This window comes from Streptomyces corynorhini (assembly GCF_003346515.1).
In the GTDB taxonomy this organism is placed as follows: domain Bacteria; phylum Actinomycetota; class Actinomycetes; order Streptomycetales; family Streptomycetaceae; genus Streptomyces; species Streptomyces corynorhini.
Map to the genome: position 1 here is coordinate 13,725 of NZ_QQNA01000029.1, position 18,261 is coordinate 31,985.

Genomic DNA, 18,261 nt, shown 5'->3' on the forward strand with positions numbered 1-18,261 from the left:
CGACCGGACCGTACGGCGGGTACGGGGGTCTTCCGGACGGGAGAAGACAGGCAACCTTGCAAGGTTGCCTGTCCATCTTCTACGGTGACCGGATGACCGAACAGCCCGTGGGCCCGGCGGAGGCGCCCACCGCCGAGCGCCTCGCCGACGACGTCACCGCCGTGGTCGGCAGACTGGCACGGCGCATGCGGGTGGCCGCGGGCCACGACAGCCGCCTCACGCCCACCCAGCGCACCGTTCTGGCGCGACTGGAGGCGGAGGGCCCCGCCACGACGGCGGCCCTGGCCCGCGCCGAGTACGTACGCCCGCAGTCCATGCGGCTGACCCTGGGCGCCCTGGAGGAACAGGGCATGATCGAGCGGACGCCCGACCCCGACGACGGCCGGCAGTCCGTCGTGTCGGCCTCCCGCACCGGCCTGACCACGCTCGCCGAACTGCGCGCCGCCAAGCGGGGCTGGCTGACCGAGGTCATGGCCCGCGAGCTGGACGCCCCGGAGCGCCGTGTGCTGGCCGAGGCCATGGTGCTGCTGGAGCGGCTGGTCGAAGGGGGTGACTCGGACGGAGGCCGGCGATAGCCCGACGGGCCGTGCCACGCGTGGCACGGGCGTCGGAACACAGGCGCCCGCCGACCCCGGCACCGACGCCGCCGGAGAGCCGGTCCAGCTCCCGGCCCCGGCCCCGGCCCCGGCTGCGGCTGCGGCTCCCGAGTCCCCGGCCGTCGGCCCGTCCCCGGCCGTCCCCGGGTTCAGCGCCCGGCTGACCGCGCCGCTGCTCCTCGGCTCGGTCCTCAACCCGCTCAACACCACCATGATCTCCACCGCGCTGGTGGCGATCGGGCACCACTTCGGGATCGGCGCCGCCGACACCGCGTGGCTGATCTCCGTGCTCTATCTCGCCAGCGCCGTCGCCCAGCCCGTCCTCGGCAAGCTCGCCGACACCCTCGGCGCGCGCCGGATATTCCTCGCCGGGCTGGTGATCGTCTTCGCCTCGGGGCTGATCGGCATGGCGGCACCCTCCTTCGGCTGGCTGATCGTCTCCCGGCTGCTCCTCGGTATCGGTACGTCCTCCGCCTATCCGGCCGCCATGTCCGTACTGCGCGACGAGGGCCGCCGGGTCGGACGGCCCGCGCCCCGCCCCGTACTGGCCCGGCTCTCCTTCGCCACGCTCGGCTGCATGGCCGTCGGGCCGACCCTCGGCGGGGTGCTGGTGATGCTGGTCGGCTGGCGCGGCATCTTCGCCGTCAACCTGCCCGTCGCCCTGCTCGCCTTCGTCGTCGGCGTGCTCTGGATCCCCGCCGACCCGGCCAGGAAGCAGACCTCCGGGTCCGCCCCCGACGCCGCCCCCGACTCGCTCGGCACGTCGCTCGACCCGCTCGGCATCGGGCTGTTCGCCACCGCCCTGACGCTCCTCGTCTTCTTCCTCCTCGACCTCGCCCACCCGGCGTGGTGGCTGCTCGCGCCCTTCGCCGCGCTGGCCGCGCTGCTCGCCTGGTGGCAGCTGCGCAGGCCGCGGCCGTTCATCGATCTGCGGATGATCGCGGCCAACGGCCCGCTCGCCCGCACCTATCTGCGGCACGGCACCAGCTATCTGCTGATTTACTGCGTGATGTACGGCTACACCCAGTGGCTGGAGGAGGCCCGCGGCTTCTCCTCCGGCGACACCGGACTGCTGATGCTGCCCATGTCCCTGGCCGCGCTGGTCTGTTCACTGCTCGGCGCCCGCACCAAGGGGATACGCGGCCCGCTGACCCTCGGCTGTCTCTCGCTGACCGGCGGCGCCGTCCTGCTGTTCTTCTTCAGCGGCGCCACCCCGCTGCCCGTCCTGCTGCTCGCCGGTGTCTGCTTCGGCGTGCCCCAGGGGCTGATCGGCACCAGCAACCAGGCCGCCGTACAGGCCCACGCGCCGCCCGACTCCATCGGCTCGGCCGCCGGACTCCAGCGCACCGCGCAGTACATCGGCGCCATCTCCGCCTCCAGTCTGATCGCCCTCGCCTACGGACAGCGGGCGAGCGACAGCGGACTGCGCCTCATGGCGGGCGCCTGCGCCCTCCTCGGGGTGTTCCTCGTCCTCCTGACCCTCACGGACCGGGCCCTGCGCCCCACTCGCGGCGCACGCACCTGAGCGCCCGGCACCGCCCCCTCACCGCAAGGAGCACCACCATGACCGCCACCACACTCGACCCCAGGACCGCCCTGGTCGTCGTCGACCTCCAGAAGGGCATCGTCGGACTGCCCACCGTCCACCCCGCCGACGGCGTCGTGGAGCGCGCGGCCGAACTCGCCGCCGCCTTCCGGGCGAAGGAGCTGCCCGTCGTGCTCGTACGGGTCACCGGCCGGGCACCGGGCCGTACCGAGGAGCCCGTGCGCGGCGGCGGCCGGCCCGCCGCCGACTGGGCCGACTTCGCGCCCGAACTGGGGCAGACGGACAGCGACATCGTCGTCACCAAGCACACGTTCGGCGCCTTCCACGCCACCGACCTCGACCTCCAGCTCCGCCGCAGGGGCGTCACCCAGGTCGTGGTGGTCGGCATCGCCACCAGCAAGGGCGTCGAGGCCACGGCCCGCGCCGCCCACGAGCACGGCTACCACGTCACCATCGCCACCGACGCGGTCACCGACATGGACCAGGGCGTGCACGACAACTCGACGGGGAAGATCTTCCCGGCGCTCGGCGAGACCGACACGACCGAGGCGATCCTCAAGCTCCTCGGCTGACGCGCGGTCCGCGCCCCGGGTCCGCCCGCCGCCGTCCGCCGCCCGCCGCCGCGCGCCGTCCGCGTCCGCGTAGGGGAACGGGGACGGGCGGACCCCCTGGGGTGTCAGCCGCGCCGCCGCCCGATTTTGCTGCCCAGCCACACCAGCGGGTCGTACTTGCGGTCCACCGCCCGCTCCTTGAGCGGGATCAGCGCGTTGTCCGTGATCCTGATGTGCTCGGGGCAGACCTCCGTGCAGCACTTGGTGATGTTGCAGTAGCCGAGCCCGTGCTCGTCCTGCGCGGCCCTCGCGCGGTCGATTCCCGACTCCCCGGCCGCGTCCAGCGGGTGCATGTCCAGCTCGGCCACCCGCATCAGGAAGCGCGGACCGGCGAACGCCGTCTTGTTCTCCTCGTGGTCCCGCACCACATGGCAGGTGTCCTGGCACAGGAAGCACTCGATGCACTTGCGGAACTCCTGCGAGCGCTCCACATCGATCTGCCGCATCCGGTACTCACCCGCCGCCACCCCCGGCGGCGGGACGAAGGACGGGACCTCGCGCGCCTTCGCGTAGTTGAAGGACACGTCCGTCACCAGATCGCGGATCACCGGGAAGGCGCGCAGCGGGGTGACGGTGACGGTCTCCTCACGGGAGAAGACGGACATCCGGGTCATGCACATCAGCCGGGGCCGTCCGTTGACCTCCGCGCTGCACGAACCGCACTTGCCCGCCTTGCAGTTCCAGCGCACCGCCAGATCCGCCGCCTGGGTCGCCTGGATCCGGTGGATGACGTCGAGCACGACCTCGCCGTCGTTCACCTCGACGCCGTAGTCCGTCAGCTCTCCGCCGTCCGCGTCGCCCCGCCAGATCCGGAACGTCGCCTCGTAGGAGGGGGAAGCGCTCGCGTTCAATGCTGAAGCTCCTCTTCGGCGAGGTACTTGACCAGCTCCGCCTTGTCGAACAGGGCGAGCAGGTCCGGACGGATGGGTTCGGCGGTCCGCCGGGTCAGCGCGATCCGGCCGCCCGGACTGTCCCTGAGCCCGCAGTACAGATTGATCCGGCGCCAGTCCGCGGCCATCGCGGGATGGTCCTCCCTGGTGTGGCCGCCGCGGCTCTCCGTGCGCTCCAGGGCCGCGCGCGCCACGCACTCGCTGACCAGCAGCATGTTCCGCAGGTCGAGGGCGAGGTGCCAGCCGGGGTTGAACTGCCGGTGTCCCTCGACCCCGGCGCGCGCGGCCCGCAGCCGCAGCTCGGCCAGCTTCTCCAGCGCCTGGACCATCTCGGCCCCGGTCCTGATGATGCCGACCAGGTCGTTCATCGTGCGCTGCAGGTCCTGATGGACGCTGTACGGGTTCTCAGGACCCGGCCGCGCGGTGCCGGGTCCTGTGCCGGGTCCCGTGCCGGGTCCTGAGTCGGCCGACGCGCGTTCCTCCGCGCCGAACGGCCGCAGCGCCTCGGCCGCCGCCGCGTCGATCTGGCCCTCGTCCGGGACCGGGCGCTCGGCCAGACCGGCCGCGTACGCCGCCGCGTGCAGCCCGGCCCGCCGCCCGAAGACCAGCAGGTCGGAGAGGGAGTTCCCGCCCAGCCGGTTGGAGCCGTGCATACCGCCCGCCACCTCGCCCGCCGCGTACAGCCCCGCGACCCCCGGCGCGGCGGCGCTGTCCGAGTCGACGGCGACACCGCCCATCACGTAGTGGCAGGTCGGGCCGACCTCCATCGCCTCCGCCGTGATGTCGACGTCCGCCAACTCCTTGAACTGGTGGTACATCGACGGCAGCCGCCGCCGGATCACCTCGGCGGGCATCCGCTTCGAGACGTCGAGGAAGACCCCGCCGTGCGGGGAGCCCCGGCCCGCCTTCACCTCGGAGTTGATGGCGCGGGCCACCTCGTCGCGCGGGAGCAGTTCTGGCGGCCTGCGGTTGCGGTCGGGGTCCTCGTACCAGCGGTCGCCCTCCTCCTCGGACTCCGCGTACTTCTCCTTGAAGACATCGGGGATGTAGTCGAACATGAACCGTCGGCCCTCGGCGTTGAGCAGCACCCCGCCGTCCCCGCGCACGGACTCGGTGACGAGGATGCCCTTGACCGAGGGCGGCCAGGCCATCCCGGTCGGGTGGAACTGCACGAACTCCATGTTCAGCAGCGGCGCGCCCGCGAGCAGCGCCAGCGCGTGCCCGTCGCCCGTGTACTCCCAGGAGTTCGACGTCACCTTGAAGGACTTGCCGATGCCCCCGGTGGCGAGCACCACGGCCGGTGCTTCCAGGACGAAGAAGCGGCCGGACTCCCGCTCGTAGCAGAAGGCCCCCGAGATGCGGTCGCCGTCCTTCAGCAGCCGGGTGACGGTGCACTCCTGGTAGATCTTGAGCCGCGCCTCGTGGTCGCCGTACTCCCGGAAGTCCTCCTGCTGGAGCGAGACGATCTTCTGCTGGAGCGTACGGATCAGCTCCAGGCCGGTGCGGTCCCCGACGTGCGCGAGGCGGGGGTACTCGTGTCCGCCGAAGTTGCGCTGGGAGATCCGGCCGTCGGGGGTGCGGTCGAAGAGCGCGCCCCAGGTCTCCAGCTCCCAGACCCGGTCGGGCGCCTCGTGCGCCAGCAGCTCCGCCATCCGCCACTGGTTGAAGAACTTTCCGCCGCGCAGGGTGTCGCGGAAGTGGGTCTGCCAGTCGTCGCCGGAGTGCACGTTGCCCATGGAGGCGGCGATGCCGCCCTCGGCCATCACCGTATGGGCCTTGCCGAAGAGGGACTTGCAGATGACGGCCGTACGGGCGCCCCGCTCGCGGGCCTCGACGGCGGCCCGCAGCCCGGCGCCTCCCGCGCCCACCACCACGACGTCCCAGGGCCGGCGTTCGAGTTGCGTCATGTCGGATGCTCTCCCCGGTGGTCGGAAGCGGCGCGGATCGGATGGGGTACGGATCGTGGAGGTACGGATCGTGGGGGTACGGGTCGGATACGGGGTACGGGTCGCCGGGCCGGGTCAGAACAGGCGCGGATCGGCGAACGCCCCGGTGGCGAGCAGATAGACGTAGAAGTCGCAGGCGGCGACGGAGAGCAGCGAGGCCCAGGCCAGCTGCATATGGCGGCCGTTCAGCCGCCCGGCCCAGCTCCACAGCCGGTAGCGCACCGGATGTTTCGAGAAGTGCCGCAGTCGGCCGCCCACGATGTGCCGACAGGAGTGGCAGGAGACTGTGTACGCCCAGATGAGGACGATGTTGACGAGGAAGATCAGCGAGCCGAGCCCCGCGTGGCCCCAGGCGTACTCCGCGTTCCGGAAGGTCAGCACCGTGTCGTACGTCAGGACGCAGGCGACCAGCAGCGCCGCGTAGAAGAAGTACCGGTGGACGTTCTGGAGGATCAGCGGGAAGCGGGTCTCGCCGGTGTACTTCGCGTGCGGCTCGGCGACGGCGCAGGCGGGCGGCGAGGCCCAGAAGCCCCGGTAGTACGCCTTGCGGTAGTAGTAGCAGGTCAGCCGGAACCCCAGCGGGAAGACCAGGATCAGCAGCGCGGGGGACAGCCCCCACCAGCCGCCGAACAGCTCCCAGTTGGGGCCGTGCCGCATCGGCACGCAGCTCTCCGCCAGACACGGCGAGTAGAACGGCGAGACGTAGGGGGCCGCGTAGTAGTGGCTGCCGGAGAAGGCCCGCCAGGTCGAGTAGACGACGAAGGCGAGCAGTCCGGCGGCGGTCCCGGCGGGCGCCAGCCACCAGCGGTCGGTCCGCAGGTGGCGTGCCGCGATGGCGGCGCGCGAGGCGCCGTGTACACCTGTGCCACCGGACGGCCGGGTCGTGCGGGCCGGTGGGGGTTCGGTTCCGGTGGCCAAAGACGTCTCCTCGGTCCGTAGCGGTCCGTTGCGGTCCCTTGCGGTGCTGCGCGGCGCGGCGCGGTGGGCGCCCGGGGCTGTCCGCCGGACGGGCCCTACGGCGCGCGCCGGTCGCGCACGCCCAGGCCCTCGTCGTCCGAGTCCGTCCACAGCGTGGAGTCGTACGGCGTGTCGGGGATGGTGACCAGCTCCTGCGCGTGAGCGGGGGCACCGGAGCGCGGCTCGCTCCCGGCGCCCGGCGGCTCGCTCCCGGCGGCGCCGGGGAGGTCGCGCTCCAGCCGCTCGACTGTGCGGACCAGATCGTCCAGGCGACGCCTGACCGCTGTCATTTCGTCCTGCAGGGACATGAGTTGCCCTCATTTCCACGATCGGTCGACGGTGGCTTACGGGGGATTCCCAGAGTCATTTCCCGGGCGCTCTCTGCTGCCAGTGAGTGTCGCGCGTCACACCGGCCTTGTGAAGGCCGCGTCGGGAGGTACGGGTGACCCGAGGGGCGCCCGGCGCCCCGCGCGCGCCCGGCGTGAGCGCCGTCGTTGAGCCGCACGGGTGGCGTTCGGCGCCGTACCGCCGTGTCTGCGGCACGGCTCGCGTGCGGTCACCTTCAGTGAGTGGGCAATAGGTGTGATCATCTCTAAATTCCACAAACAGGACGAAGAGGTAACAGCCATGTCCCACGTCGGCCCGCGCGGGAGGACATGCTCCCGAACGCTCCGCTCCGTCGCGCTCCTCACCACCGGTGTCCTCGCCCTGCCCGTCCTGTCCGCGTGCACCTCGGGCAAGGACGACGAAGGCCCCAAGGGCACCGCGACGCCCGATGTCGCGCCCGCCGCGCGGAAGTGGGTCGAGCAGGGGGGCACCGTGCACTGGGCGGTCGACTCCGTGCCCGCCACCCTCAACGCGTTCCAGGCCGACGCGGACGCCACGACCGGCCGGGTCGCCGAAGCCGTACTGCCGTCCCTCTTCACGCTCGACCGCAGAGGCCGGCCCCAGGCCAACCCCGACTACCTGGAGTCGGCGAAGATCGTCGAGCGCGAGCCCAAGCAGGTCGTGCTCTACAAGCTCAACCAGAAGGCGGTCTGGAGCGACGGCCGCGAGATCGGCGCGCCGGACTTCGTCGCCCAGTGGCGCGCGCTGCGCGGCAAGGACTCCGCGTACTGGACGGCGCGCAACGCCGGGTACGAGCGGATCGAGAAGATCGAGCGCGGCGCGAACAACCTGGAGGTCCGGGTCACCTTCAACAAGCCGTACGCGGACTGGAAGTCCCTCTTCAGCCCCCTGTACCCCAAGGACGTGACGGGGACGCCGAACGCCTTCAACGACGGGGCGCGCAAGGCCCTGAAGATCTCGGCCGGCCCCTTCCAGGTCAAGACGGTGGACCGGAAGGCCAAGGAGACGGCGCTCGTCCGCAACCCCCGCTGGTGGGGCGAGCCCGCCAAGCTCGACTCGATCGTGCTCAGGGCGGTCGCCAGGGGCAAGCGCGCGGCGGCGCTCGCCGAGGGCAAGGTCGACATCGCGGATATCGACAGCGGGGCGGCGAAACGTATCGCCCTGGCCCACAAGGACAAGGGGTCGGGCGGTTCGCGGCCGCTCACGCACGGCCCCGGCGCCGAGATCACCCCGGCCTCGGCCCTCCGCTCCTGGGCCGAGGCCAACGGCTCCGACGACGAGAAGGCCGAAGAGGCCCAGGAGGTCAGGGCCCGGAAGGCCGAGGCCGTCGAGAAGTACGCCGGGGAGCAGAAGGGGCTGGCCCGCTTCGCGGTACGCAAGTCGCTGGAGCCCGCCTCCACGCAGCTCGCCCTGAACGGCGAGTCGGGCCCGCTCGCCGATGAGCGGGTACGGCGTGCCGTGGCCCGCGCGCTGGACCGCCAGGAGCTGGCCGACACCGTGCTGGGACCGCTGGGGCTGCCGTCCAAGCCCCCGGGGAGCCATCTGGCGCTGCTCGGGCAGCAGGCGTACGCGGACAGCAGCCGGGCGCTCGGCAAGCAGGACACGCAGGAGGCGCAGGCGCTGCTGGCGGACGCGGGCTGGACGCCCGGCGGCGGGGAGAAGAAGAAGGCGGGCGACGGGACCAAGGCCGGCAGCGCGGGGGAGGGCACGAAGGCCGGGGAGAAGAAGGGGGAGTCCGCGGCGGAGACGGCGGACGGCAAGAAGGACGAGAAGTCGCAGGACAAGAGCGGAGCCTCCGCTTCCGGATCCGGCTCCGCCTCGGGTCCCGACTCGGGATCCCGCCCGGCCTCCGCCGCCCTCTCCGACGCCGCGTCCGACGAGGGCACGTACATCGTCGGCGACGACAAGCCCCGCCAGGCGGGACCGCGCCCCGAGTCCGCCACCCACGTCATCTCCCCCGCCCGTACCGCCGCTGTCCAGGGCATGGCGCTGCTGTACCAGGCGGCCCGCGCCGACGACTCCGAGTCCCGCGGCCAGACGGTGAACGCCGCCCAGGACAGCCACGACAAGAAGCCCGGCGGCATGGCGGGCGCCTACGCCCCGCGCGGCACCGCGGCCCCGGCCTCCGGCGCCCCAAACGCCGTCGCGCAGGGCGGCCCGCTCGGCAAGGACGGCAAACCGCTCACCCTCCGCTTCGTCCTGCCCGCCGGGGAGGGCGGCGAGTCGCTGCGCGCCGTCGGCGAGCGCATCTCGCGGATGCTGCAGCGCATCGGTATCCGTACGGATGTCACCAAGGTCGCCGACGACAGCTACTTCAAGGACCACATCGCCTCGGGCGACTACGACCTGGCCCTCTACTCCTGGCCCGCCACCGCCTACCCGGCCACCGACGGACGGCCGATCTACGCCAAGCCCGTGCCCGCCAGTGACGGATCGCTGCTGGTGGAGCAGAACTACACGCGGGTCGGTACGAACCACATCGACCAGCTCTTCGAGCACGCGGCCTCCGAGCTGGACGAGGGCAAGGCCCGCGACCTGGTCAGGCAGGCCGACGCCCGGATCTGGGCCGCCGCGGGCTCCATCCCCCTCTACCAGCGCCCGCAGCTGGTGGCGACCAGGCCGGCGCTGCGGAACGCGGGAGCCTTCGGCTTCGAGACACCGCGCTACCAGGACATCGGCTACCGGAAGGCCGGCGCCTCCGGCCCGGACCTGCGGGAGCCGGAGAAGAAGTGAGAAGAACGGGCGAAGAGGAAGCGAAGGCTTCGCGGACGGATCCGTAACCGGAGAGGAAAAGGCAGGTCAACCGCGCTTCGCAAGCTCAAAAACCCATCAAGCGACTTGCCCGCCGGCCCGTCCGGCGGGCAAGCTCGTATCTGTCCACGACCCGGGCGTCTCCACCCCACCACCCCACCCACCCGTCACCGCCCCGCACCGCGTGACGCGTGCCTCTCCGATCGGGCCGGGAAGCCCCCGACGCCTCAGCCCCGTACGATGGGACGAGCCGTGGCCGCTCCGCCCGGCGGGCGTACGAGGAAAACAACGCCGCACCCACGATCGAGAGAAGCGCCAGCCAGCATGCCCACGCGCCACGACATCCGTAACGTCGCCATCGTCGCCCACGTCGACCATGGCAAGACCACTCTGGTCGACGCCATGCTGAAGCAGGCCGGCGCCTTCGCCGCGCACGCCGCTGAGCACCTCGACGACCGGATGATGGACTCGAACGACCTGGAGCGTGAGAAGGGCATCACGATCCTGGCCAAGAACACGGCCGTGAAGTACCACCCCAAGACCGGTGGCGACCCGATCACGATCAACATCATCGACACCCCCGGCCACGCCGACTTCGGTGGCGAGGTCGAACGCGGCCTGTCGATGGTGGACGCGGTCGTGCTGCTGGTGGACGCCTCGGAAGGCCCGCTTCCGCAGACCCGCTTCGTGCTCCGCAAGGCGCTCCAGGCGAAGATGCCGGTCATCCTCTGCATCAACAAGACCGACCGCCCCGACTCCCGGATCGCCGAGGTCGTCGACGAGACGTACGACCTCTTCCTGGACCTGGACGCGACCGAGGAGCAGATCGAGTTCCCGATCGTCTACGCCTGCGCCCGGGACGGCATCGCCTCGCTGACCAAGCCGGAGGACGGCACGGTCCCGGCGGACAGCGAGAACCTGGAGCCGTTCTTCAACACGATCCTGAGCCATGTCCCGGCTCCGGAGTTCGACCAGGACGCGCCGCTCCAGGCCCATGTCACCAACCTGGACGCCGACAACTTCCTCGGCCGTATCGCGCTCTGCCGCGTCGAGCAGGGCGAGCTGAAGAAGGGGCAGACCGTCACCTGGATCAAGCGTGACGGCACCAAGTCCAACGTCCGGATCACCGAGCTGCTGATGACCGAGGCGCTCACCCGCAAGCCGGCCGAGAAGGCCGGCCCCGGCGACATCTGCGCCATCGCCGGTATCCCGGACATCATGATCGGCGAGACCCTGGCCGACCCGGAGAACCCGATCGCGCTGCCGCTGATCACTGTCGACGAGCCGGCGATCTCGATGACCATCGGCACCAACACCTCGCCGCTGGTCGGCAAGGGCGGCAAGGGCCACAAGGTCACCGCCCGCCAGGTCAAGGACCGGCTCGACCGTGAGCTGATCGGTAACGTCTCGCTGCGCGTCCTGGACACCGAGCGCCCCGACGCCTGGGAGGTGCAGGGCCGCGGTGAGCTGGCGCTGGCCATCCTGGTCGAGCAGATGCGCCGCGAGGGCTTCGAGCTGACCGTCGGCAAGCCGGAGGTCGTCACCAAGCAGGTCGACGGCAAGACGCACGAGCCGATCGAGCGCATGACCATCGACTCGCCCGAGGAGCACCTCGGCGCCATCACCCAGCTGATGGCGACCCGCAAGGGCCGCATGGAGACGATGACCAACCACGGCTCGGGCTGGATCCGCATGGAGTGGATCGTCCCGTCACGCGGCCTGATCGGTTTCCGTACGGAGTTCCTGACCCAGACCCGCGGCACCGGCATCGCGCACTCCATCTTCGAGGGCCACGAGCCGTGGTTCGGCGAGCTGCGCACCCGCCACAACGGCTCGCTCGTCGCGGACCGGTCGGGCTCGGTCACGCCGTTCGCCATGGTCAACCTGCAGGAGCGCGGTGTCATCTTCACCGAGGCAGGCACCGAGGTCTACGAGGGCATGATCGTCGGCGAGAACTCGCGCGCCGACGACATGGACGTGAACATCACCAAGGAGAAGAAGCTCACCAACATGCGCGCGGCCTCCGCCGACACCACGGAGAACGTGGTGCCGGCCAGGAAGCTGTCGCTGGAGCAGTCCCTGGAGTTCTGCCGCGACGACGAGTGCATCGAGGTGACCCCGGCGACCGTCCGTATCCGCAAGGTCGTCCTCGACCAGAAGCTCCGCGGCCGCGCCGCCTCCCGCGCCAAGCACGGCTGACCCTCCGGCGCCGCCGCGCCGAGGGACCACGGCCCGGCCCGCTCCTCCCCGTACGCGCCGGGGGAGGAGCGGGCCGGGCCTTTCGCGAGGGCGGCGCGGGATGGCCGGAGCGTCTTTCGGTCGAAGTCAATGACTCCGCGCAACCGATTTTTCTCCGCCATGTGTCCGGATTTCGAACACGAGTCTCCGGAACATGTGTTAACGGTCCGTTTCGCGGGTGTCTGTCTGCGCTCGCTTTGTCCGTATTTCGGGCGGGGGCGGCGTGTCATGTTGCCAAAACGAGACACTTTAAGTGTGGTTTACGGCCCGGTCGTACTTAATAGTTGGCCATTGAGCTCGGGTCAATGGGTCATGCGCTGTGGGGCGCGCCGGACTCACGAGCACACTCAGGGCATTGGATCGCGCGCCGACAGGGGTGTCTGCGCGCGTAGATGTGCCCTTCTTGTTGTGACTAGTGGACTCATGAGGAGGAACCCATGCGTGGTGGCAAGAGCGCCAAGTGGGTAGTCGGCGCGATCGTTGTGGCCCTTTCGGCCACAGCCTGTGGCGGCGGGAGCGACAGCGACGACTCGGCTTCGAAGGAGAAGGGTAAGCCCGCGGGCTACATCTCCATGGACAACGGAGAGCCGCAGAAGCCGCTGATCCCGGCCGACACGAACGAGTCGGTGGGCGCCAACGTCATCCGGTCGCTCTTCACCCAGCTGCTGACCTTCGACAAGGACGGCGGCATCGTCTACACGAACGCGGAGTCGGTGACGACCAAGGACTCCAAGACCTGGACGGTCAAGCTCAAGCCGGGCTGGAAGTTCCACGACGGGACCCCGGTCACCGCCGAGACCTACGTCAAGGCGTGGAACTGGTACTCCAACGTCGACAACAAGATGCAGAACTCCTTCTGGTTCTCCGACATCGACGGCTACTCCGAGGTGCACCCGGACAAGGGCGCCGCGAAGGCCGAGACGATGAAGGGTCTGAAGGTCGTCGACGACAACACCTTCACCATCGACCTCACCGCGCCGGTCCCGTACTTCGAGTACAAGCTCGGCTACTACACCTTCGCCCCGCTGCCCGAGGTCTTCTACAAGGACCCCAAGGCGTTCGGCCAGGCCCCGGTCGGCAACGGTCCCTACATCTTCCAGAAGTGGGACCACAAGAAGCTCATCCAGGTCAAGGCCAACCCTGACTACACGGGTCCGGACAAGGCCAAGAACAAGGGCATCCTTTTCAAGAACTACGCGACCGTCGAGGCCGCGTACCAGGACCTGCTCTCCGGCAACCTGGACCTGGTCAAGCAGGTCGGCCCGAAGGACCTGCCGAAGTACAAGCAGGACCTCGGCGACCGGGTGATCGACGAGCCGTGGGCCGGCATCCAGAGCATCGTGCCGGTCTTCTACTCGAAGACGTTCAAGGGCATCAACCCCAAGGTCATCCAGGGCCTGTCGATGGGGATCGACCGCAAGACGATCACCGAGAAGGTCCTCAACGGCACCCGTAACCCGGCCACCAGCTTCACCCCGCCGGGCGTCGCGGGCCACCAGAACCTGAACACGGACGTCTTCACGTTCGACCCCGCGAAGGCGAAGAAGCTCGTCGCCGACAACGGCGGCGTGCCCGGCAACAAGATCTGGATCCAGTACAACGCCGACGGTGGCCACAAGGAGTGGGTGACCGCGGTCTGCGAGTCCATCCGCAACGCCACCGGGGTGGACTGCGTCCCGGACGCCAAGCCGGACTTCCAGACCGACCTGGAGGCGCGTGACGCCAAGCAGGTCAAGTCGATGTACCGCGGCGGATGGGTCGCCGACTACCCGGTGAACGTCAACTTCATGAAGGAGCTGTTCGCCACCGGCGCCGAGGCCAACACCGGCTTCTTCTCCGACAAGGAGGTCGACGCCGACTTCAAGAAGGGCGACAACGCCACGTCGCTGGATGACTCGATCAAGGCGTACCAGGAGGCCGAGAAGGTCCTCCTGGAGAAGATGCCGTCGATCCCGCTGTGGGAGTACAAGACCAACGGCGGCTACTCGAAGGCCGTCGACAACGTGGCCATCGACTTCCACGGTGACTACGTCCTCACCGACGTCACGGTCAAGTAGCGGGCCCCCGGGCCCTCCCCCCCCCCACTCGGTCATCAGCCGCCCCCGACGGGGCGGTAGACCCCGGGGCCGCTTCCCTTCCGTACCGGGGAAGCGGCCTCGGGCTCTGTAGTTCAATCGGAGGCACACATGGGGCGATATGTCGCGAGGCGACTGCTCCAGATGATCCCGGTCTTCATCGGGGCAACCCTGCTGGTCTTCTGCATGATGTACGCGTTGCCCGGTGACCCTGTCCGCGCGCTCGCGGGGGAGCAGGCGGTGGACCCGGCACAGATCGCGGCGATGAAGAAGGACCTCGGTCTCGACCTGCCGCTCTGGCACCAGTACTGGAACTATCTGACCGGCCTGCTGCACGGCGACTTCGGCACCCAGATCGCCAGCGGTCAGCCCGTCGCCGACATCATCGCCGACGCGTTCCCGATCACGGCCCGGCTGACGTTCTTCGCGTTCGCCTTCACGACGGTCGTCGGCATCTCCATGGGTATCTTCGCGGGAATGAAGGCCGACTCGGCCCGGGACCGCGTCCTGCTCATGGTGACGCTCCTGCTGATCTCGGTCCCGTCCTTCGTACTGGGCTTCCTCGGCCAGTACTTCTTCGCCTTCCAGCTCGGCTGGGTGCAGCCGAACGTGAGCGGCGAGGCCAACTGGAACGAACTGTTCCTGCCGGCCGTCGTACTCGGCTCGCTCTCCCTGGCCTATGTCGCCCGGCTGACCCGCACCTCGATCGCGGAGAACCTGCGCGCCGACTACATGCGCACCGCGACCGCCAAGGGGCTGCCGCGCCGCCGCATCATCGGCGTCCACCTGCTGCGCAACTCCATGATCCCTGTGGTGACCTACCTCGGCACCGACATCGGCGCCCTCATGGGCGGCGCGGTCGTGACCGAGGGCATCTTCAACGTCAAGGGCGTCGGCTGGAGCGTGTTCGGCGCGCTCAAGCAGCGCGAGGGTGCCACGGTCGTCGGCATCGTCACCCTGATCGTGGTCGTCTATCTCGTCGCCAGCCTTCTCGTCGACCTGCTGTACGCGGTCCTGGACCCGAGGATCCGTTATGCCTGAGACACTCAAGGACACCGAGACCACCAAGGACGGCACCGCCGCGGTGCCCGGCCCGACCGCCGCCACCATGGCGGCGAGCACGAAGCCGGAGAAGGCCCGCAGCCTCTGGTCCGACGCCTGGCACGACCTGCGGCGCAACCCGCTCTTCGTGGCCTCCGCCATCCTCATCACGATCCTGGTGGTGATGGCGGCCTTCCCGCAGCTGTTCACCGGCGCCGACCCGCGCTACGCGGACCTCGCCAACCACTACCTCCAGAAGCCGAACTGGAGCCATGTCTTCAAGGAGGACTGGTTCGGCTACGACGTCCAGGGGCGCTCGATCTACGCGCGCGTCATCCACGGCGCCCGCAACTCGATCCTCGTCGCCCTCGTCGTCACCGCGCTCGTCACGGTGATCGGCACCGCCACCGGCATGATCGCCGGCTACTTCGGCGGCCTGATCGACACGCTGCTCTCCCGGGTCACGGACATCTTCTTCGCCGTCCCCTTCACCCTGGGCGCGATGGTCGTCCTGACCTCCTTCGAGGAGCGCTCGGTCTGGGTCGTGATCCTCGCGCTGGCCTTCCTCGGCTGGACGCAGATCGCCCGTGTCGCCCGCGGTTCGGTGCTGACCATCAAGCAGGCCGACTACGTGATGGCGGCCAAGGCGCTGGGCGCCTCGACCAGCCGTATCCTGCTCCGCCACATCCTGCCCAACGCGATCGCCCCGGTGATCGTCGTCGCGACCATCTCGCTCGGCGGTTACATCGGCTCCGAGGCCACCCTGTCCTTCCTGGGCATCGGCCTCGCCGAACCGGCGGTCTCGTGGGGTGTCGACATCTCCTCCGGCCAGGAACAGCTGCGCAACGCCGCGTTCGTGCTGATCATCCCGTCCATCATGGTGTCGATCACCGTGCTCGCGTTCATCATGCTCGGCGATGCGGTACGCAACGCCCTCGACCCCAAACTGCGCTGAGGGAGGCTCACATGACCATCACCGACATCACGGCGGACGCCCCCTCGCCGCACGGCGCGAACGAGAACGGCGGCACGCTGCTCGAAGTCCGCGACCTGCACGTGGAGTTCCACACCCGGGACGGCGTGGCCAAGGCGGTCAACGGCGTCAACTACAGCGTCGCCGCCGGGGAGACGCTCGCCGTGCTCGGCGAGTCCGGCTCCGGCAAGTCCGTGACCGCCCAGGCGATCATGGGCATCCTGGACATGCCGCCCGGCCGTATCCCGCAGGGAGAGATCCTCTTCCGCGGGCAGGACATGCTCAAGATGGGCAAGGAGGAGCGCCGGCTCATCCGCGGCCAGAAGATCGCCATGATCTTCCAGGACGCGCTCTCCTCGCTCAACCCCGTGCTCTCCGTCGGCTACCAGCTCGGCGAGATGTTCCGGGTCCACCAGGGCCTCTCCAAGAAGGGCGCCAAGGCCAAGTCCATCGAACTGATGGAGCGGGTGCGCATTCCGGCGGCGAAGGAGCGGGTCAACGACTACCCGCACCAGTTCTCCGGCGGGATGCGCCAGCGCATCATGATCGCCATGGCGCTGGCCCTGGAGCCCGACCTGATCATCGCCGACGAGCCGACCACCGCGCTCGACGTGACGGTCCAGGCCCAGGTCATGGACCTGCTCGCGGAGCTGCAGCGCGAGTACAACATGGGGCTCATCCTGATCACCCACGACCTCGGCGTCGTCGCCGACGTCGCGGACAAGATCGCCGTGATGTACGCGGGCCGGATCGTCGAGACCGCACCCGTCCGCGAGCTGTACAAGCGCCCCTCGCACCCGTACACCCGGGGGCTGCTCGACTCGATCCCGCGCCTGGACCAGAAGGGCCAGGAGCTGTACGCGATCAAGGGCCTGCCGCCCAACCTCACCCGCATCCCGTCCGGCTGCGCCTTCAACCCGCGCTGCCCGGTGGCCCAGGACGTCTGCCGTACGGACACCCCGGTGCTGCACCAGGTCACCGAGGCGGACGGCGCCGCGCTGCCGGGCCGCGGCAGCGCGTGCCACTTCTGGAAGGAGACGATTCATGGCTGAGCCGAGGAAGAGTGGCGAGGCCGTGGACGCCACCCCCAACGTCACCGAGGTCGACGTGGTCGACGCGGGCAGCGAATCCGCCTCCGTCGCCGCGATCGAGGCGCCGGTCGAGCGGGGCGAGCCGATCCTCCAGGTCCGCAACCTCGTCAAGCACTTCCCGCTCACCCAGGGAATCCTCTTCAAGAGGCAGGTGGGCGCGGTCAAGGCCGTGGACGGGATCTCGTTCGACCTCTACCAGGGCGAGACCCTCGGTATCGTCGGCGAGTCCGGCTGTGGCAAGTCCACGGTCGCCAAGCTGCTGATGATGCTGGAGACGGCGACGGCCGGCGAGGTCTTCTTCAAGGGCCAGGACATCACCAAGCTGTCCGGGCGCGCGCTGAAGGCGGTGCGCCGCAACATCCAGATGGTGTTCCAGGACCCGTACACCTCGCTCAACCCCCGGATGACCGTCGGTGACATCATCGGCGAGACCTTCGACATCCACCCGGACTCGGCGCCCAAGGGCGAGCGGCGGCGCAAGGTCCAGGAGCTGCTGGACGTCGTCGGCCTCAACCCGGAGTACATCAACCGCTACCCGCACCAGTTCTCCGGCGGCCAGCGCCAGCGCATCGGCATCGCCCGCGGCCTCGCGCTCAACCCCGAGATCATCATCTGCGACGAGCCGGTCTCCGCCCTGGACGTCTCCGTCCAGGCCCAGGTGATCAACCTGATGGAGAAGCTCCAGGACGAGTTCAACCTCTCGTACATCTTCATCGCGCACGACCTGTCGATCGTCCGGCACATCTCCGACCGGGTCGGCGTGATGTACCTGGGCAAGATGGCCGAGATCGGTACGGACACCCAGATCTACGACCACCCGACGCACCCCTACACACAGGCACTGCTGTCGGCGGTCCCCGTGCCCGACCCGGACGCCCGCGAAGGCCGCGAGCGGATCATCCTCAGCGGCGACGTCCCCTCACCGGCCAATCCGCCGTCCGGCTGCCGCTTCCGCACCCGGTGCTGGAAAGCGCAGGACCGGTGCGCCACGGACGTGCCGCTGCTGGCGATTCCCGAGCGCTTCAAAGGCTCCGACAGCCAGGCCGCGCACGAGTCGGCGTGCCACTTCGCCGAGGAGAAGGACGTCGTCCACGCGGCGTGACCACCGCGTCGGCCGGGCGAGCGGGCGGTGTCGGGACCCCGGGTCCCGGCACCGCCCGTTTCGCTGTGCCGCCGCGCCAGGACCCGCCGGTCGGGT

Annotated in this window: 14 protein-coding genes; 10 read left to right on the forward strand and 4 right to left on the reverse strand. The window is 69.8% G+C overall.

Going from position 1 to position 18,261, the window contains the following annotated elements:
• The first annotated feature begins 92 nt into the window (after positions 1 to 92).
• Genes DVH02_RS04905 through DVH02_RS04915 form a run of 3 tightly spaced genes read left to right on the forward strand, consistent with a single transcriptional unit; the run spans position 93 to position 2,714 of the window.
• On the forward strand, positions 93 to 575 hold the full coding sequence (locus DVH02_RS04905) for a MarR family winged helix-turn-helix transcriptional regulator (RefSeq protein WP_114622433.1): 483 nt from the start codon (positions 93 to 95) through the stop codon (positions 573 to 575).
• Positions 550 to 2,121 (forward strand): MFS transporter, encoded by a 1,572-nt coding sequence (locus DVH02_RS04910; protein ID WP_407697591.1) that lies wholly within the window; start codon positions 550 to 552, stop codon positions 2,119 to 2,121. The genes DVH02_RS04905 and DVH02_RS04910 overlap by 26 nt, the downstream gene beginning before the upstream one ends.
• Before the next feature lie 38 nt (positions 2,122 to 2,159).
• Complete coding sequence (locus DVH02_RS04915; RefSeq protein WP_114622434.1) at positions 2,160 to 2,714, forward strand: isochorismatase family protein; 555 nt, start codon at positions 2,160 to 2,162, stop codon at positions 2,712 to 2,714.
• Between the two features lie 104 nt (positions 2,715 to 2,818).
• On the opposite strand, the gene DVH02_RS04920 is transcribed toward DVH02_RS04915, so the two are convergent.
• From DVH02_RS04920 to DVH02_RS04935, 4 genes are all read right to left on the reverse strand, one after another.
• Positions 2,819 to 3,604 (reverse strand): succinate dehydrogenase/fumarate reductase iron-sulfur subunit, encoded by a 786-nt coding sequence (locus DVH02_RS04920; protein ID WP_114622435.1) that lies wholly within the window; start codon positions 3,602 to 3,604, stop codon positions 2,819 to 2,821.
• Positions 3,601 to 5,550 (reverse strand): fumarate reductase/succinate dehydrogenase flavoprotein subunit, encoded by a 1,950-nt coding sequence (locus tag DVH02_RS04925; RefSeq protein ID WP_114622436.1) that lies wholly within the window; start codon positions 5,548 to 5,550, stop codon positions 3,601 to 3,603. The genes DVH02_RS04920 and DVH02_RS04925 overlap by 4 nt, the downstream gene beginning before the upstream one ends.
• 114 nt (positions 5,551 to 5,664) lie before the next feature.
• Entirely contained in the window at positions 5,665 to 6,507 is an 843-nt protein-coding gene (locus tag DVH02_RS04930) for a hypothetical protein (RefSeq protein WP_114622437.1), read from the reverse strand.
• 95 nt (positions 6,508 to 6,602) lie between these two features.
• Positions 6,603 to 6,854, reverse strand: coding sequence for a hypothetical protein (locus DVH02_RS04935; protein ID WP_114622438.1), 252 nt, complete (start codon positions 6,852 to 6,854; stop codon positions 6,603 to 6,605).
• A gap of 319 nt (positions 6,855 to 7,173) precedes the next feature.
• Here DVH02_RS04935 and DVH02_RS04940 point away from each other — a divergent pair, with 319 nt between their 5' ends.
• The 7 genes from DVH02_RS04940 to DVH02_RS04970 all read left to right on the forward strand — a co-directional run bounded on the left by DVH02_RS04940 (position 7,174) and on the right by DVH02_RS04970 (position 18,165).
• Positions 7,174 to 9,627 carry an ABC transporter family substrate-binding protein gene (locus DVH02_RS04940; protein ID WP_114622439.1) on the forward strand — a complete coding sequence of 818 codons (2,454 nt, stop codon included), beginning with the start codon at positions 7,174 to 7,176 and terminating at the stop codon, positions 9,625 to 9,627.
• Between the two features lie 342 nt (positions 9,628 to 9,969).
• Complete coding sequence (gene typA / locus DVH02_RS04945) at positions 9,970 to 11,844, forward strand: translational GTPase TypA (RefSeq protein ID WP_114622440.1); 1,875 nt, start codon at positions 9,970 to 9,972, stop codon at positions 11,842 to 11,844.
• 476 nt (positions 11,845 to 12,320) lie between these two features.
• Complete coding sequence (locus DVH02_RS04950; RefSeq protein ID WP_114622441.1) at positions 12,321 to 13,940, forward strand: peptide ABC transporter substrate-binding protein; 1,620 nt, start codon at positions 12,321 to 12,323, stop codon at positions 13,938 to 13,940.
• Between the two features lie 129 nt (positions 13,941 to 14,069).
• Positions 14,070 to 14,999 carry an ABC transporter permease gene (locus DVH02_RS04955; protein ID WP_114622442.1) on the forward strand — a complete coding sequence of 310 codons (930 nt, stop codon included), beginning with the start codon at positions 14,070 to 14,072 and terminating at the stop codon, positions 14,997 to 14,999.
• A complete protein-coding gene (locus DVH02_RS04960; RefSeq protein WP_114622443.1) occupies positions 14,992 to 15,954 on the forward strand; it encodes an ABC transporter permease in 963 nt (320 codons plus the stop codon). The genes DVH02_RS04955 and DVH02_RS04960 overlap by 8 nt, the downstream gene beginning before the upstream one ends.
• A gap of 11 nt (positions 15,955 to 15,965) precedes the next feature.
• Positions 15,966 to 17,024 carry an ABC transporter ATP-binding protein gene (locus tag DVH02_RS04965; protein ID WP_114622444.1) on the forward strand — a complete coding sequence of 353 codons (1,059 nt, stop codon included), beginning with the start codon at positions 15,966 to 15,968 and terminating at the stop codon, positions 17,022 to 17,024.
• Positions 17,017 to 18,165, forward strand: coding sequence for an ABC transporter ATP-binding protein (locus tag DVH02_RS04970; RefSeq protein WP_114622445.1), 1,149 nt, complete (start codon positions 17,017 to 17,019; stop codon positions 18,163 to 18,165). Before DVH02_RS04965 ends, DVH02_RS04970 begins: the two co-directional genes overlap by 8 nt.
• The last annotated feature ends 96 nt before the right edge of the window (positions 18,166 to 18,261 follow it).

Excerpts from the sequence above, each read along its gene's own strand:
- DVH02_RS04950 (WP_114622441.1), top strand. The coding sequence starts at position 12,321 with ATGCGTGGTGGCAAGAGCGCCAAGTGGGTAGTCGGCGCGATCGTTGTG.
- DVH02_RS04960 (WP_114622443.1), top strand. The coding sequence starts at position 14,992 with ATGCCTGAGACACTCAAGGACACCGAGACCACCAAGGACGGCACCGCC.
- DVH02_RS04970 (WP_114622445.1), top strand. The coding sequence starts at position 17,017 with ATGGCTGAGCCGAGGAAGAGTGGCGAGGCCGTGGACGCCACCCCCAAC.
- DVH02_RS04955 (WP_114622442.1), top strand. The coding sequence starts at position 14,070 with ATGGGGCGATATGTCGCGAGGCGACTGCTCCAGATGATCCCGGTCTTC.
- DVH02_RS04935 (WP_114622438.1), bottom strand. The coding sequence starts at position 6,854 with ATGTCCCTGCAGGACGAAATGACAGCGGTCAGGCGTCGCCTGGACGAT.
- DVH02_RS04965 (WP_114622444.1), top strand. The coding sequence starts at position 15,966 with ATGACCATCACCGACATCACGGCGGACGCCCCCTCGCCGCACGGCGCG.
- DVH02_RS04915 (WP_114622434.1), top strand. The coding sequence starts at position 2,160 with ATGACCGCCACCACACTCGACCCCAGGACCGCCCTGGTCGTCGTCGAC.
- typA (WP_114622440.1), top strand. The coding sequence starts at position 9,970 with ATGCCCACGCGCCACGACATCCGTAACGTCGCCATCGTCGCCCACGTC.
- DVH02_RS04940 (WP_114622439.1), top strand. The coding sequence starts at position 7,174 with ATGTCCCACGTCGGCCCGCGCGGGAGGACATGCTCCCGAACGCTCCGC.
- DVH02_RS04905 (WP_114622433.1), top strand. The coding sequence starts at position 93 with ATGACCGAACAGCCCGTGGGCCCGGCGGAGGCGCCCACCGCCGAGCGC.
- DVH02_RS04925 (WP_114622436.1), bottom strand. The coding sequence starts at position 5,550 with ATGACGCAACTCGAACGCCGGCCCTGGGACGTCGTGGTGGTGGGCGCG.